15 protein-coding genes are annotated in these 13,810 nt (G+C 64.1%); 6 read left to right on the plus strand and 9 right to left on the minus strand.

What is annotated here, in order from left to right; all coding sequences use genetic code 11:
- Nucleotides 1–29 precede the first annotated feature (29 nt).
- The gene (locus tag AC062T_RS13460; protein WP_476030837.1) at nucleotides 30–1,016 is read right to left on the minus strand and encodes a PDR/VanB family oxidoreductase; all 987 of its coding nucleotides are present in this window, start codon (nucleotides 1,014–1,016) and stop codon (nucleotides 30–32) included.
- Between the two features lie 207 nt (nucleotides 1,017–1,223).
- Here AC062T_RS13460 and AC062T_RS13465 point away from each other — a divergent pair, with 207 nt between their 5' ends.
- Nucleotides 1,224–1,844: a TetR/AcrR family transcriptional regulator gene (locus AC062T_RS13465; protein ID WP_476030839.1), complete on the plus strand. Its 621-nt coding sequence runs from the start codon at nucleotides 1,224–1,226 to the stop codon at nucleotides 1,842–1,844.
- A 58-nt stretch (nucleotides 1,845–1,902) separates the two neighbouring features.
- On the opposite strand, the gene AC062T_RS13470 is transcribed toward AC062T_RS13465, so the two are convergent.
- Both AC062T_RS13470 and AC062T_RS13475 read right to left on the minus strand, forming a co-directional pair.
- A complete protein-coding gene (locus AC062T_RS13470) occupies nucleotides 1,903–2,640 on the minus strand; it encodes an SDR family NAD(P)-dependent oxidoreductase (RefSeq protein ID WP_476030841.1) in 738 nt (245 codons plus the stop codon).
- A 74-nt stretch (nucleotides 2,641–2,714) separates the two neighbouring features.
- Nucleotides 2,715–3,341, minus strand: coding sequence for a TetR/AcrR family transcriptional regulator (locus tag AC062T_RS13475; RefSeq protein WP_476030843.1), 627 nt, complete (start codon nucleotides 3,339–3,341; stop codon nucleotides 2,715–2,717).
- A gap of 80 nt (nucleotides 3,342–3,421) precedes the next feature.
- Between AC062T_RS13475 and AC062T_RS13480 the strand changes: the two genes are divergently transcribed.
- Nucleotides 3,422–3,937, plus strand: coding sequence for a MarR family winged helix-turn-helix transcriptional regulator (locus tag AC062T_RS13480; protein WP_476030845.1), 516 nt, complete (start codon nucleotides 3,422–3,424; stop codon nucleotides 3,935–3,937).
- 23 nt (nucleotides 3,938–3,960) lie between these two features.
- Here the strand turns inward: AC062T_RS13480 and AC062T_RS13485 are convergent, their stop codons facing one another.
- On the minus strand, nucleotides 3,961–4,674 hold the full coding sequence (locus AC062T_RS13485; RefSeq protein WP_476030847.1) for a flavin reductase family protein: 714 nt from the start codon (nucleotides 4,672–4,674) through the stop codon (nucleotides 3,961–3,963).
- A 322-nt stretch (nucleotides 4,675–4,996) separates the two neighbouring features.
- On the opposite strand from AC062T_RS13485, the gene AC062T_RS13490 reads away from it, so the two are divergent.
- Nucleotides 4,997–5,944, plus strand: coding sequence for an SMP-30/gluconolactonase/LRE family protein (locus AC062T_RS13490; RefSeq protein ID WP_476030849.1), 948 nt, complete (start codon nucleotides 4,997–4,999; stop codon nucleotides 5,942–5,944).
- A 21-nt stretch (nucleotides 5,945–5,965) separates the two neighbouring features.
- Here the strand turns inward: AC062T_RS13490 and AC062T_RS13495 are convergent, their stop codons facing one another.
- Nucleotides 5,966–6,889 (minus strand): LysR family transcriptional regulator, encoded by a 924-nt coding sequence (locus tag AC062T_RS13495; protein WP_476030851.1) that lies wholly within the window; start codon nucleotides 6,887–6,889, stop codon nucleotides 5,966–5,968.
- A gap of 180 nt (nucleotides 6,890–7,069) precedes the next feature.
- Here AC062T_RS13495 and AC062T_RS13500 point away from each other — a divergent pair, with 180 nt between their 5' ends.
- From AC062T_RS13500 to AC062T_RS13510, 3 genes are read left to right on the plus strand one after another with little or no spacing between them, the layout of a single operon-like run.
- Nucleotides 7,070–8,149 carry an iron-containing alcohol dehydrogenase gene (locus tag AC062T_RS13500; RefSeq protein ID WP_476030853.1) on the plus strand — a complete coding sequence of 360 codons (1,080 nt, stop codon included), beginning with the start codon at nucleotides 7,070–7,072 and terminating at the stop codon, nucleotides 8,147–8,149.
- A 40-nt stretch (nucleotides 8,150–8,189) separates the two neighbouring features.
- Complete coding sequence (locus tag AC062T_RS13505) at nucleotides 8,190–9,683, plus strand: aldehyde dehydrogenase family protein (protein WP_476030855.1); 1,494 nt, start codon at nucleotides 8,190–8,192, stop codon at nucleotides 9,681–9,683.
- 21 nt (nucleotides 9,684–9,704) lie between these two features.
- Nucleotides 9,705–10,421, plus strand: coding sequence for a class II aldolase/adducin family protein (locus tag AC062T_RS13510; RefSeq protein WP_476030857.1), 717 nt, complete (start codon nucleotides 9,705–9,707; stop codon nucleotides 10,419–10,421).
- Between the two features lie 46 nt (nucleotides 10,422–10,467).
- Here AC062T_RS13510 and AC062T_RS13515 read toward each other — a convergent pair whose 3' ends face one another.
- The 4 genes from AC062T_RS13515 to AC062T_RS13530 all read right to left on the minus strand — a co-directional run bounded on the left by AC062T_RS13515 (nucleotide 10,468) and on the right by AC062T_RS13530 (nucleotide 13,671).
- Complete coding sequence (locus AC062T_RS13515) at nucleotides 10,468–10,893, minus strand: Hsp20/alpha crystallin family protein (protein WP_476030859.1); 426 nt, start codon at nucleotides 10,891–10,893, stop codon at nucleotides 10,468–10,470.
- A gap of 129 nt (nucleotides 10,894–11,022) precedes the next feature.
- Nucleotides 11,023–11,865, minus strand: a complete 843-nt coding sequence (locus AC062T_RS13520) for an amidohydrolase family protein (RefSeq protein ID WP_476030861.1) — start codon at nucleotides 11,863–11,865, stop codon at nucleotides 11,023–11,025.
- 9 nt (nucleotides 11,866–11,874) lie between these two features.
- On the minus strand, nucleotides 11,875–12,858 hold the full coding sequence (locus AC062T_RS13525; RefSeq protein WP_476030863.1) for an ABC transporter substrate-binding protein: 984 nt from the start codon (nucleotides 12,856–12,858) through the stop codon (nucleotides 11,875–11,877).
- Nucleotides 12,859–12,921: 63 nt separating this feature from the next.
- Nucleotides 12,922–13,671, minus strand: coding sequence for an SDR family NAD(P)-dependent oxidoreductase (locus AC062T_RS13530; protein ID WP_476030865.1), 750 nt, complete (start codon nucleotides 13,669–13,671; stop codon nucleotides 12,922–12,924).
- Nucleotides 13,672–13,810: the final 139 nt, after the last annotated feature.

The raw sequence follows: 13,810 nt of genomic DNA on the forward strand, positions 1-13,810 counted from the left end.
CTGGCGGAGGGCGAAGCCTGCGGTGCGACCTAGAGGTCGAGCACGAGCTTCGAACATTTGGAGCGCGAAACGCAGATCATCATGCAGGTGTTCTCTGCCTGTTCTGCGGCGCTCAGCACGGAGTCGCGGTGGTCGGCTTCTCCTTCGATGATTTGCGTCTCGCATGAACCGCAGGTGCCCTCTGAGCACGAGTAGAAGACGTCAACGCCCGCTCCCTTGGCGGCCTCGAGGATGGTGGTGTCTGGGCCGATGGTGAGTGTGATTCCACTCGCCTGCAGTTCGACCTCGAACTCGTCGAGCTGGTCGGTCACGATGATCTCCTTGGGGGTGAAGCGCTCAAGATGCAGAGCGCCGACGGGCCAGTGGCTGCTGTAGTTCTCCACGGCGCCGAGCAGTGGGCCGGGACCGCAGGTGTAGATGAGGGTGTCGTCGTGGACCTCGCCGAGCAGGCCGGGCAGGTCGATGAGCCCCTTCTCGTCCTCTGGCCAGATAACAAACCTGTCGCCGTGGGCCGCGAGCTCCTCAATGAACGCCATCGAGTCTTTGCGGCGGCCGCCATAGACGATTTGGTAGTCGGCTCCGGATGCCGCTGCCGCGGCCACCATGGGAATGAGGGGGGTCACTCCGATTCCGCCGGCGATAAAGATGTAGCGATTCGCGGAGGCGAGGGCGAAGTTGTTGCGGGGGCCGACGATCGTGACGGTGTCGCCTTCGGCGAGCGTGGAGTGAATGTACTCGGAGGTGCCGCGGCTTGTGGGCTCCCGCAGCACGCCGATGCGGTAGCTCGAGAGGTCGCTCGGGTCTGAGCACAGCGAGTACTGCCGCGTGAGGCCTTCGGCCACCGTGATGTCGATGTGTGAGCCGGGCTCCCAGGCGGGGAGGGCGCTGCCGTCGGCATGGGCGAGGGTGACCGAGCGAACCCCGTCTGCCTCCTCGCGGATCCCAGCGACGGTCAGGGTGAGTGTGTGCTCGCCGCGGGGGGTCTTTGTTGAGCTTTCGAGCGTTGTGGTGGCCACCGCGACCATCTCCTTCACGTCAGGTGCAGAGGTTCCTGGCCGTGCGGGCGAACCGTTGGTTCGACCCGCGAAGGACCACCTCTTTGTGTGTGTAGCGATCATTACATGCAGAACATAGACAAGCAATAGTCACGGCATACGGATGTGGCGAAGATTCATACGCAATTGACTGTTGACGACATCTCACGCCCTGACAGGATGGACTCCATGCCTCGCTCACTGACCCTGCGCCAAAAGCAGGGCGTCGAATCGCGCGAGCGCATCCTCGACGCTGCTGTTGATCTGATCTTCGAGAACGGATACTCGGGGACCTCTGTTGCCGCCCTGTGCGCGCGCTCTGCGCTGCCCGCGAGCTCGATTTACTGGCACTTCGGCAGCAAAGATGGCGTCGTCGCGGCGGTGGTGAAGCGCGAGTCGGAGCGCTTCTTCGCCGAGCTGCCGTCGTGGGAGTCGTTTTCTTCTGGCGGCGACGTGGTCGAGCGCTTCACGCGGTACATGGAGTCCGTCGGCGCAGCGACCCGAGAGGAGCCGCGGTTCTTTCGTGTGCTTGTCACGCTCGCCATGGAACCCGTCGACATCAGTGACGACACAATCGAATCCATCCGCAGGGTGCGCCAGAGCGGTCTGGACTTCATCGCCGGGCCGGTCTCCGAGGTCATAGCGTTTCTTGGCAGCAGCAAAGACCCCATGGAGATCGCAACGTTCTGTTTCGCGGTGCTCGAAGGTTCGGCGATCGGTCGCCGGGTCGACCCAGACCACATCAGCATGCCCATCGTCTATCGCCAAATAGCGCAAGCGGCTATCGCCCTGGCGCTCGCCGCCGACTGACCTGACAAACACAGACGCCCCCAAGTGAGCTCGGGGGCGTCTGCCGTGGAGTGGGGCGTTAGCCGATGGTCTGGCCGCCGTCGATGAAGAATCCCTGGCCGGTGATGAAGCCGGCCTCGTCGCTGCCCAGGAACGCCGCGAGCGACGCGACCTCTTCTGGCTCGCCCAGGCGACCCATCGGCACGAAGGTCGCCAGAACGTCGTGGCCGACGGGCGCCCCATCGAGGATGGGGGTGCGAATCAGACCGGGGCAGATCGCGTTGACCCGGATTCCGTCTGCCGCGTACTCCAGCGCTGCCTGTTTTGTCATCATCATTACCGCGCCCTTCGACGGCGGGTAGGCGAACGAGCCGGGTGCGGCAATGATCGAGGCGACGGAGGCGGTGTTGATGATGCTGCCGCCGCCGACGGCCAGAAGCATCGGAATCGCGTGCTTGATCACGAGGAACGCGCCGCGCACGTTGATGTCCATGACGCGATCCCACGATTCAAGGTCATACTCGTGGGCGCGCACTGCGGGCCCCGTGATTCCCGCGTTGTTGTAGACGGTGTCGAGGCGGCCGAACTCTGCGCCGATGCGGTCGAACATCGCGGCGATGTCGGCGGGCTGCGCCACGTCGCAGTGAACGGCCGTGATTGAGTCTGGTCGCAACGCGGCGGTCTCATTCTCGGCGCCACTGATGTCGGCGGCGATCACGCGCGCGCCCTCGTCGGCCATGCGCACTGCAATGGCGCGTCCGATGCCGGAACCGGCACCCGTGACGAGAACAACCTTGGATTCGAATCGGTTAGACATGGGGTCCTTTCGTCGCGGCGAGGCATGGCCGCGGGGCGGCAGATGTGAGCGGGGGTTGAAGGTGGGGCTGGGGCTCAGGCGTTTTTGAGCAGGGGCAGAAGTATCGTGTCGACCAGCTCTTCGCGAAACTGGTCGTCGACGGGTTCATAGGTCATGAGCATCCGCGCCACCGTGAGGGAGGGAGCGATGTCGTGAAAGAGGCGGAGGGAGCGAGCGGCCGCGGGGACCTCTCCCCGGGTGATTGCTCGTTCCACGATGATCTCGCTGATGTGATTGATCGAGCTGATGAAGCGACCCCTCATGTATTCCGTGAGGTCCGGGTTCACCCGCATCGCCTGAATCAGGCCCGTGATGATGGGGGCCTGGCTGTTCTCGAACGAGCTGAAGACGAGAAATCGGGGAAAGGCGGCGAGGAGATCGCCGCGCAGGGTTCCCGTGTCTTCGGGGGCACCTTCGTTTGCCGGTTCCTGGGCGCGCACCGCGTCGAGGATGAGTTCGGGCTTGCCGGGCCAGCGGCGGTAGATCGAGGCTTTGGCGACGCCGGATCGCGCGGCGACTGCCTCGATGCTCGTCCGGTCGTATCCGACTTCGCCGAGAAGCTCGAGGGCCGCTCTGCTGATAAGACGGTCCACCTCGGGGTCGCGGGGTCGCCCACGGGTCGCGGAGTTGCTGCGAGGCGATGCGGTTTCGCGCCGGGTCATCCGGTGGCCTTCCTGCGAGTCTGTGTCGTCACGACCCCTTCGGGGCTTTCTAGACGCCAACGTATCGTAAATGATTGTTTGTGGGAACCCTTGCCGCCGCTACACTCGACCGGGTGACCGCTCAGGTGCCCCCATCCGACCCCGAGGACATGCATAGCCGCCCCGGACATCTCATCCGCAGGGCGCAGCAGGTCCACGGGTATCTGTGGACGGCGATGGTGTCGAAGGATGTCACGCCGACGCAGTTCTCGGCGATCACGGTAATCGCCGCCCGGCCCGGCACCGATCAGATCGCGCTCTCGCGAGAATCGGGGCTCGATACCTCCACGACGGGCGCCGTCATCCAGCGCCTCATTCAGCGTGGATGGGTGGCCGTCGACCGCGACCCCAAAGACATGCGGCGCAAGCTTTTGAGCCTCACCCCTGAAGGGCAGCGAGTCTTCGACGAGGTAGCCGTGAGTGCGGCCTCCATGACCGACCGCATGGTGGAGAGCCTAGAACCGGGCGAGCGTACCCAACTTGTTTCTCTTCTGGCACGGCTAGTCGCGCATGGTGAAACCCTGCGCGAAACGGGGGACGAGGCGCCGACCGCATAACGGACGGCGCCCCATCGGCACGCTTAGAACGAGCGGGGCGAGCTGCGGAACATGTCGCGCCAGTCGTCAACGGGCGTGAGTACCGGGTCCTCGACACCCTCGTCGAACCCGCGGAAGTTGGCGCCAGTGACTCCGGCCTTCTCGAGCGGACGGTAATCCCACTCGACCTTCATCGGCTGGTTCGCTGGAACGAACTGGTCCTGGTAACGGCCGCCGGCGAAGTGTGCGGGCTTGGCCTCTTCCCAGATGATCATCTGGTTCTCGTCGATCACATTGGCGTTGGCCGAAACGGCCTGGGTCATGCCCGTCACCGTCATGCGGTGAATCCAAGAGTGGGTCCAGTCGACCTTCATTTCGAAGTGCGCGTAGCACTCCTTGATGCGGGGAGGGGCAACCTTGGTGCCGGGAACCGTGGTCAGACCAACCATCTCGAGCTCGTTGATGCCGCGCTTCCACGGCAGGCCGATCTGCAGCACCTTCTCGAGCATGTCGTGCTCGAACGGCACGAAGTTGATCGTGAACTCTCCGGTCTGAAGAATGTTGGCGTGCGTGTCGCTGCCCTGCGTGCAGGTGAACGAGAGCTGCACGGGATCGTGGCACACGCGGACGGTCGAACCATACGAGGCCGCATTGACGTTGCCGTCCTTGTCCACGGTCGTGATGATCGCCAGCAGCGACGTGGGGGCGATGATGCAGTCCCAATTCTCGGGACGGACATCGACTTTCTCTACGGACATGTGGGGCTCCTCTGGTCAAAGATCGGGTACCGCGTACGGCACGGATGCGCGGCGCAGGCGCCGCTAGCATCCTCGGCAGAATACGGTCAACCCCGGCGGCGACGGAAAGACAGATGGCGCCGGACTCATAAGCGGACAACTATGAGATCCGCATGTTCGGGCCGTCCGAGCGTGCATGGGGGGAGCGAAGTGCCCGCCATCATCCATGGTGCAGTATCAATGGCGGCCGATCTGTCTCATTCGCCGGGCATCCGTCACCATGCCCGCAGCTACAGTGAACGACACCGAACCGCAGCACCGAACCATGGCACGAGGAGAATCAATGGCGATCACCACGCAACCGGCAGCACGACACGGGCGAGACCTGCGTCACATTGTTGCCCAGCCCGTGCTCGAACGTCTTGTCGGAACAGACACGCCCGGCGGCATGAACCCGATTCCCGAGGGTCCAGCCTTCGACCGCAGTGGCCGGATGTTCTTTATCAGCGCCTTCCCCGATCCCGATGGCTACAAGGTATTTCGCTGGGACCCCGAGACCAATGAGGTCGAGCGCATCATCGCCGACAGCGGCATTCAGCTCGCCTCGCTCGTGATTCATCGAGACGGCCGACTCTTCTTCGCCGACTTCACGGGTGGCGAGCACGGCGGCGGTCGCATCGCCTGCGCCAACGCCGACGGCACCGGTTATCGCACCGTGCTCGGCGAGTTCGACGGCACGCCCATTGTTCCCGACGACCTCGTCTTCGCGGCCGACGGAACGATGTATTACAACGACTTTCAAGGCACGGCCATGAATCCGACCGGCCGGGTGATCAAGGTAACGCCGGATGGGGAGCAGTCTCTGCTGCTCGGTGGCGTTGCGATGCCCAATGGAATCGCGCTGTCTGTTGATGAGCAGCGACTCTGGGTGAGCGAGCACCTCACCAATCGGCTCATCGGAGTCGAGCTTGAGGGCCGTCAAGCTCCGGAATCACGCGTCTATGCCCACTTCACCGGTGGCCTCTGCGATTCGACCACCGTGGACTCCGCCGACAATGTGTATCAGGCGATGTATGACGGTGCCAGAGTCGAGGTGCTCGACTCCGAGGCCAACCCCATCGGCGTCATCACTCCTGGTAGCAATCCGTTGCGCGACTATCCGCGCACGACGCACGTGGCTATCCGGCCCGGCGACACCCTCGGTGTCCTGCTGGCGGGAGGCCCCACGGGAATCGGCATCTTCACGTTCGAGGCTCTCGCGCCGGGCCTGATCCCGTTCTCCCACCGCTAGGCGGGGGCAGCGCAGCCGAAACTAGCTCGCTGCGGCTGCCGTCGTGGGTGCCGAAGCAGGCTTCTTATCGGGGTCGACCACCGCCTTGAAGACCGCACCGAGGGCGCGGCTTTCGTTCGACGCCTGGGCGATCATATAAATCGGAATCGTCGCACTCTCGATGGGCACGAACACGATGTCGTCGCTGACTCTGGCGGGAGCAAAGTTCTCGGGCACGACCTCGATTCCGTTGCCCTCGCGAACCGCGATGAAGTCTTCGTCGTAGTTGCTTGTTGCCTTGGTCGACACCTTCATGCGAAAGCCCGCCTCTAGGCACAGGGTCTGCATCATGGAATTTGAGGCGAAAACGTTGGCGCTTGGCAGAATCCATTCGTCGTCGCGCAGGTCCCAGAGGGTTACAGAGTCGGCTGTGGCGCACGGGTGAGTTGAAGGCAGGGCCGCGACGAGGGGGCTGTTGCGCACGAGTACAGAGCGCAGGGTCGCGGTGTGGGTGGGGGCCACGACGACCGCAGCATCGAGGCGGCCCTCGATGACCGCGCTCACCAGACGAACACTGCTCTCGCTGACAAAGTCGAGCGTGAGCCGGGGGCTAATTGCCTCGAGGCGACGCAGGATGCCCATGCGAACCCGGGGCTGCATCCGCGGGTTGATGCCCAGACTAAAGTGGCCGGCACCGCCACCGCGCAGTTGAGCTGCGGTCGCGAGGGCATCGTCGTAAGCCTCGACGGCTATGCGGGCCTTTGCCGCGAACTCTTCGCCGCTTGCGGTGAGCTGCACGGCGCGAGTGCTGCGAATCAGGAGCTGGATCTCTAGCTCTTCTTCAAGCTTCTTCACCTGAGCGCTGAGGGCGGGCTGCGCAAGGTGCAGTCGCTCAGCCGCGCGGGTGAAGTGCAGTTCTTCCGCAACAGCCAAGAATTGCCGCAGGTGGCGGATTTCGATCGCCATCGATCACTCCTTCTCGCCGCTGAGGTGGGGGAGGAGCGGCGTTTATATCGCCCCCATAATAAGTCACCCGCGGTTGTGTCTTTCCCTCGGCATCGGCCCTCTGCCTAGTCTTGTGATCGCCGGGGATGCCTGAGCGCACGCAGACGTGCCGACTCCCTGGCCCACATACGAAGGACAACGATGACTGCGCTCTACACCAACCCCACCCGGGTCTATGCAGGACTTGGTTCGAGCGAATCGCTCCTCGATCACGTCGCGACGCTCGGCGGCAGCCGCATCGCTCTCATCGGCGACGCAGGGCTCAAGCGGGTCGGCGTGCTGGATCGCTTTGAGCAGCAGCTCGGTTCCGGTGTCGTCTTTGTCGGTCTTGCCGAGGTCGACCCCACGATCATCGCGTCGGAGGCCGCGGCCGCAGAGGCGAGAGCCGCAGGCGCAGACATTGTTATCGGTGTGGGTGGCGGCAGTGCACTCAGCCAGGCCAAGGCCGTCGCGCTGCTCCTCACCAACGAGGCTCCCGTCGAGCAGTACGAGGGAATCGGCCTGGCCCCGCATCGCCCCGCGCCCTTCATCGCGGTTCCCACCACGGCAGGCTCCGGCAGCGAGGTCTCCAACGCATTCGTGCTCTACAACACCGAGAGCAGCCACAACGTGGGCATGCGCGGCTGGGGTTATGAGCCCGATATCGCGGTTCTCGACGGCAATCTTCTCGTCGGGCTCCCCGAGGTTCCCATGCGCGATGCTGCTGCGGATGCTCTCAGCCACGGCTTCGAGGCCCTGTGGGCCAAAGGAGCAACCCGGTTCACCGACACCGTCGCGCTCGCCGCGGTGCGGACGATCCGCGAGACGCTTCCCCGCGCGCTTAAGGAGCGCCGGCCCGAAGACCTCCAGGCCCTGCTCGAGGCGTCGACCATGGCCAACTTTGCCTGCGGCAACGCCGGGCTGAGCCTCATCCACGCCCTCTCCGGCTCGTCGAAGATCCGCATCGCTCACGGCCGCCAAAACAGCGTGCTGCTGCCGATCGTCGCGGAGTTCAACCGCAGTGTCGTCTCACCGGAGGTCAGCGTCGAGATCGATCTGCTGCCCGAGCTCTATGCGGCGGCGGGCATCCCATCGGCATTTGAGGCCGACGAGCTCATCGCCACGGCAGAAGACGAGTTCTTCGAGGCCGGGGCGACCAGCCCGTTCCGCCGCAACAACCGCCGCGACTCCAGTGATGAGCAAATACGCGAGCTTGCTCGCCTCGCCACCACTCCGCGCTAGTCGCTCGCCCCCTGACTTCGTTCCAACCAAAGGACCCATCGTGACCATCACTGACACAGCATCCGCCACCGGCATCTCCAACCTTGCCCTGATCGGGGGCGAGCGCCGCGGCGCCTCCGACGGTGCGACGATCGACGTGATCAACCCGTCGAACGGCCAGGTCATCACCACGATTCCCCGACTCACTGCTTCGGATGTCGACGATGCAGTCGCCGCCGCCAAGTCGGCGTTTCCCGCATGGGCGGCCCTTGAGCCTCTGCAGCGCGCCAAGTATCTCGACCGTCTCGCCGACGCCATCGAGGCTAACGGCGAAGAACTGGCCGCCCTCGACTCGCTCGATAACGGCAGTCCGCTTCACGAGATGCGCCGCGACAGCAACGTCGCCGCGGCACAGCTTCGCTATTACGCTGGGCTCGTTCTCGAGGCCCAGGGCTCGACCATCCCCTCCAGCAGCGAGCGCCTCATGTACTCGCTTCGCCAGCCCTATGGTGTCGTCGGCCGCATCAGCGCGTTCAACCACCCGCTGCTGTTCACGGTCGGCAAGATGGCTGGCGCCCTTGCCGCCGGCAACACGGTCGTCACCAAGCCGTCTGAGCACACATCGCTCTCGTCGCTTGCTGCGGCCGACATCATTAACGAGATCTTCCCTCCCGGCGTCATCAACGTGATCACGGGATACGGCCACGAGGCAGGCGACGCGCTTGTCGCTCACCCCGACGTTCAGCGACTCGCCTTCATTGGCGCAGATGGCACGGGCCGCATGATTCAGCGCCGCGCAGCCGAGGTGGGCGTCAAGCACGTCACCCTCGAGCTCGGTGGCAAGAATCCACTCGTGATCTTCCCCGACGCAGATGTCGACAAGGCCATCGCGGGGGCGCTCAACGGCATGAACTTCACGTGGCAGGGCCAGTCGTGCGGCTCGACCTCTCGCCTCATCGTGCACCGCTCGATCCACCGCCGCGTTGTCGATGCTCTCGCCGAGAAGATGGAGGCAATCCGTTCGGGCATGCCCCACGACGCAAACACCGACACGGGTGCGATCGTCAACAAGCAGCAGTTCGACAAGGTGATGAAGTACATCGAGATCGGAAAGTCCGAGGGTGCTGACCTTCTTGCCGGTGGCTACCAGGTCACCGATGGCGAGCTTGCCAACGGCCTCTTCGTTCGTCCGACCCTCTTCGACAACGTCGACCCGTACGGGCGCCTTGCCCAGGAGGAGATCTTCGGGCCGGTTCTCGCGGCGATGCCGTTCGACACCTACGATGAGGCCCTCACGATCGCCAACAGCGTGCAGTATGGCCTCACCGCCAGCGCGTTCACGCAGGACCTGCGCACGGCCCACGCCTACGCCCGCGACGTCCAGGCCGGATATGTCTGGATCAACGAGACCTCTCGCCACTTTCTTGGTAGCGGATTCGGCGGTTACAAGAACTCCGGCATCGGGCGCGAGGAGAACCACGAGGAGATCCTCTCCTGGACGCAGGCCAAGAACGTCTCGGTCCTCTTCGGCGACGGTGGCCCCGCCGGCCACTAGGCCATAGCGGAGGGATGCATCATGACAACAACCTATTCGGCCAGAGACCTGATCTACGAGGCAGAGACCGCGCAGCTCGTCAGCGACGCGAGCCGGGCGCTCGCGTTCGGTGGGCTTTCTGACCTCGTATGGGGCCACGTCTCGGTGCGCGACCGCGACGGCAGAGGCGTGTGGATGAAGTCGTCTGGCCTCGGTTTCGAGGAGATCACCCCCGACAATGTGGTGCTCGTTGACTGGGACGGCAACGTCGTCGTCGGCGACGGGCCCCGGCATATCGAGTTCTACATCCACACGTCGATCTATCGGGCGCGGCCCGATGTGAACTCGGTCGTGCATGCCCACAGTGACGCGGTCAACGCGTGGTGCGCCCTTGAGGTGCCCATGCGGCCACTCACGCATGCGGGCATGTTGTTTGCAGAGCCGCAGTTGCCCCGGTTCACCGAGACAATGAACCTCATCCGAAATGCCGAGATGGGCGTTCGCTTGGCCGACGTACTCGCCGACAACGTCGGCGTGCTCATGCCCCAGCATGGTTTCGCCATGACGGGTCCGGATGTTGCCACGGCGGTCATGACGGCGGTGCTCCTTGAGCGGGCCGCCACAACAATGCTCAGCGCGCTCAGCGCCGGCGAGGTTAAGACCTGGGCATCCGAAGCCGACCTGGCCGAGTTTGAGTGGGTGCCGGCACAACTTCGCGCTGGCTATGAGTACCTGGTGAGGGGTGCCAGCGCGCGCTAAAAAGCGGTGTCAGCACCCCTGCTCACGGGTCGCAGACAGCTCAGAGCTATGAGCTCATCTCCTTGCGCTCGCCCTCCTTCGAGGTGATCTGAATCTTGCGGGGCTTTGCCCTCTCGGCAACGGGCACCGTCACCGAGAGCACCCCGTTCTCGTAGGTTGCCGTGATGCGTTCAACGTCGACTCCATCGCCGAGCGTGAACTGGCGCATGTAGCTGCCGTACGGCCGCTCGTGGCTGAGCCATTTGACCGATTCGTTCACGGGAGCGCGGCGTTCTGCCCTAATCGTGAGCAGTTGCCCGTCGACATCAAGGTCGACGCTGGAAGGGTCAATTCCGGGCATGTCGGCGTTGAGGACATACTGGTCACCCTCCCGGAACAGGTCAACCGGCATCAGTCGCGGGCCGCGAGCGGTGTCGAACGCGCCAGAGGCGAGTCGATCGATGTGTCCGAGAAAATCGAGTGGGTTCGACATGATTGTCTTCTTTCGTCTCCGAGTGAAGGGTCATGCAGGGCGCGTGTGACCCCTTGTGAGCGAGTGAATGGTGCTCTGCTCCGGAGAGTGCCACGCAATGGTGCGAGTTAGCGGAGTGGTGGCCGATGATCAGCTGAGCGCTCGGTGGGTGCCGAACAGCTCATGAGCGGCACCTCCCCGCACGAGGGCGAGTTCGTGACGAGAGAGCCCTGCGGAATTGAGCCAGGTCACGCCGTCGGAATAGTCGAGAAACGCGTGCGTGCGAGTCCAGTCGGTGCCCCACATCACGCGCTGCGGGCCAAAGGCGGCGAGCAGGGCGTGCAGCTGCTCGTGGATGTCCGGGTAGGGGTGCTGCTCGTGCGAGAGAGCGGGCATGCCCGTCGCCTTCACGGCGACGTTGGGCAGCGCGGCCAGTCGAAGAATCTCGGGTAGCCGATCGAACGGATGCTCGGGGGCAGGCGGTACGGGGGAGGAGCCGAGCCCGAGGTGATCGATCACAACGCTCAAGCCGGGGTGTCGCTCGGCGATGAGGCGAGCATCCGCCGCGCTGGGCCCCAGCGCAACGCACAGCGGAATACCCCGATTCTCCAGGTCGCCGAGCAGCGCGGTGTAACCGCCAGCGGCGAGCTTCTCGCGCTCGGCTGGTGCCCACAGCATGAGCCGCAGCCCGACAAGCCTGCTGTTGCTGGCGCACTCCGCCACGAACTCCGCCTGGTCGACTCGGCGCGGGTCGACGGGCGCGACCACGCAGAATCGGCCCGGGAACTGCTCGGCTACCTCGTAGGCGTATGACGCGTCGGCGAGGTAGTTGAGCCAGGGCGAGACGATGATCGCCGAGTCGACGCCGGCGGCATCCATCAGGGCTATGGTCTGTGCCCCCGTGGCCTGCGCAAGAGGCGAGCCAGCGCCCGTCCATGGTCGTGCTGCCGTGTTCGATTCAAACACGTGCAGTTGCGCATCGATCACGGGCATGACGGGGTCCTAAATGACGAAGTTCGTGAGCGTCTCGGGCGCGAACAGGTCTTCTGGCTCGTGAAGCTTCGTGATGAGCCCCTGATCGTAGGAGTAGCGCAAGAACGCTGCGAGGGTCGCTCGGTTGGGTTCGAGGCCGTAAGACCAGTAGTCGTCCCCCATCGTCTCGCGCACTTTGCGGGCGGCAAGGTAGCTGAAGGGGTTCATGCTGCTGAGCGCCGCCGTCTCCTCGGCTCTGTCGGTGACGATCTTCTTCGCCTCAGTGAATGCCTTCATGAGGGACCGGGCCATCCAGCGGTTCTGCTCGTAGATATCACGGCGAATCACCACAACATGCATTATCGGAAATATGCCGGTCCGCTCGAAGTAGGCGAGCTCTTCTTCTTCTGTGTTCTCCCACAGGCGGCGCACATTGGGGTTGCGATCGAGATAGGAGTTGGGCAGGCGAGGTGTGTGCAGGGCATCGATCTCGCCGCTGATGAGCATCGCGTCGAGGGTCTTGCCCTCTGGGATGGGAGCGATATCGATTCCGGGAGGAGTGATGGCGATCTTCTCGTGACGGCCAGGCGTGTGGAGCCCGCCCGTGCGGTATTTGACCGAGTCGACGGGCACGCCGTAGTCCTCGGCGAGGAAGCCCCGGATCCACACGGTCGCGGTCATCTGGTACTCGGCGACACCCACGGTTTTGCCGATCAAGTCCTGAGGCGTCTTAATGCCCGAGTTGGCGTTCACATAGACGCCGTTGTGACGGAATGCCCGTGAGGGGAACACGGGGATAGCCACGAATTCGTTCTTGCGCTCAAGCGTGAGCGAATACGACGACAGCGACATCTCCGAGACGTCGAACTCACCGTACACGGCCGTGCGGTAGAAGATCTCCTCTACGGGCAGGTTGAGCACATTGAGGTCCAGGCCCTCGGCCTGAACGCGCCCGGTCGCGAGCGCCGAGGTGCGGTCGTAGTCGCCGCACGCGAGAAGGATGGGTTTCTTCATGGGGAGCCAATCGTCGGGCGGTCGTCGAGCCGCCAGCAAAAAGTGAAATGGATGCTCGGCGCGTTACGCCGACGAGCCGCCGTCGACTGCAAAGACGCCGGCGGTGCAGTAGCTGCTCTGGTCGCTCAGTAGCCAGGCGGCGAGCCCGGCAACCTCGGTCGGCTTACCAAAGCGACCGAGCGGCACGGTGCTGAGAAAGAACGCCTTGCGCTCTTCTGGGGCTGCGAGAAGCGTGGGGGTCTCGGTGGGGCCGGGCAGAATCGTGTTGACCCGAATGCCGTACTCCGCCGCCTCAATCGCCACCGTCTTCGTCAGCGAGATGATGGCCGCCTTGGTGGCGGAGTAAAAGCCCGTGTTGGGAGCGCCCTGAAGCGCGGTTCCCGATGACGTGTTGAGGATGGTGCCGCCCTGACCGTGATCGCGGGCATGCGCGATCATTCGCTGCATTCCTCGTACGGTGCCCATAATGTTCACGTCGAGCAGCTTCGCTGCCGCCGTAAGGTCGAGGTCGGCTAGCGGCACCCGTGGAGCGGTGATTCCGGCGTTGTTGAAGAGCGCGTCAACGCGACCGAAGCGGTCGATGCACTCGTCGAAATAGCTGTCAACGTCGGCGAGAGAGCCGATATCTGCCGTGATGCCGATGGCCTTGTCGCTGCCGAGTTCAGCAACGGCGGCGGCTACGGCGTCAGCCGAGATATCCACGATGGCGACCCTGGCGCCGTTCTCAACGAGAGCGCGGGCGGTGGCGAGGCCGATGCCGTTGCCGCCCGCCGTGACGATGATCGATTTGCCGGCGAGACCGTCGATAGTCATGAGTGCTCCTTGTCGTCGCGCTGGGTCAGTCGGCGATTTCAACGGCGAGCCACTGTGGGCACTCCTGCGAGTCGGCGAGGAACAGGGGGTAGTCGTCAGAGACTGCCTTCTTCACATTCTGCAGACCAGTCTCGTGGAT

The sequence above is a fragment of the Homoserinimonas sp. genome, from assembly GCF_056262345.1.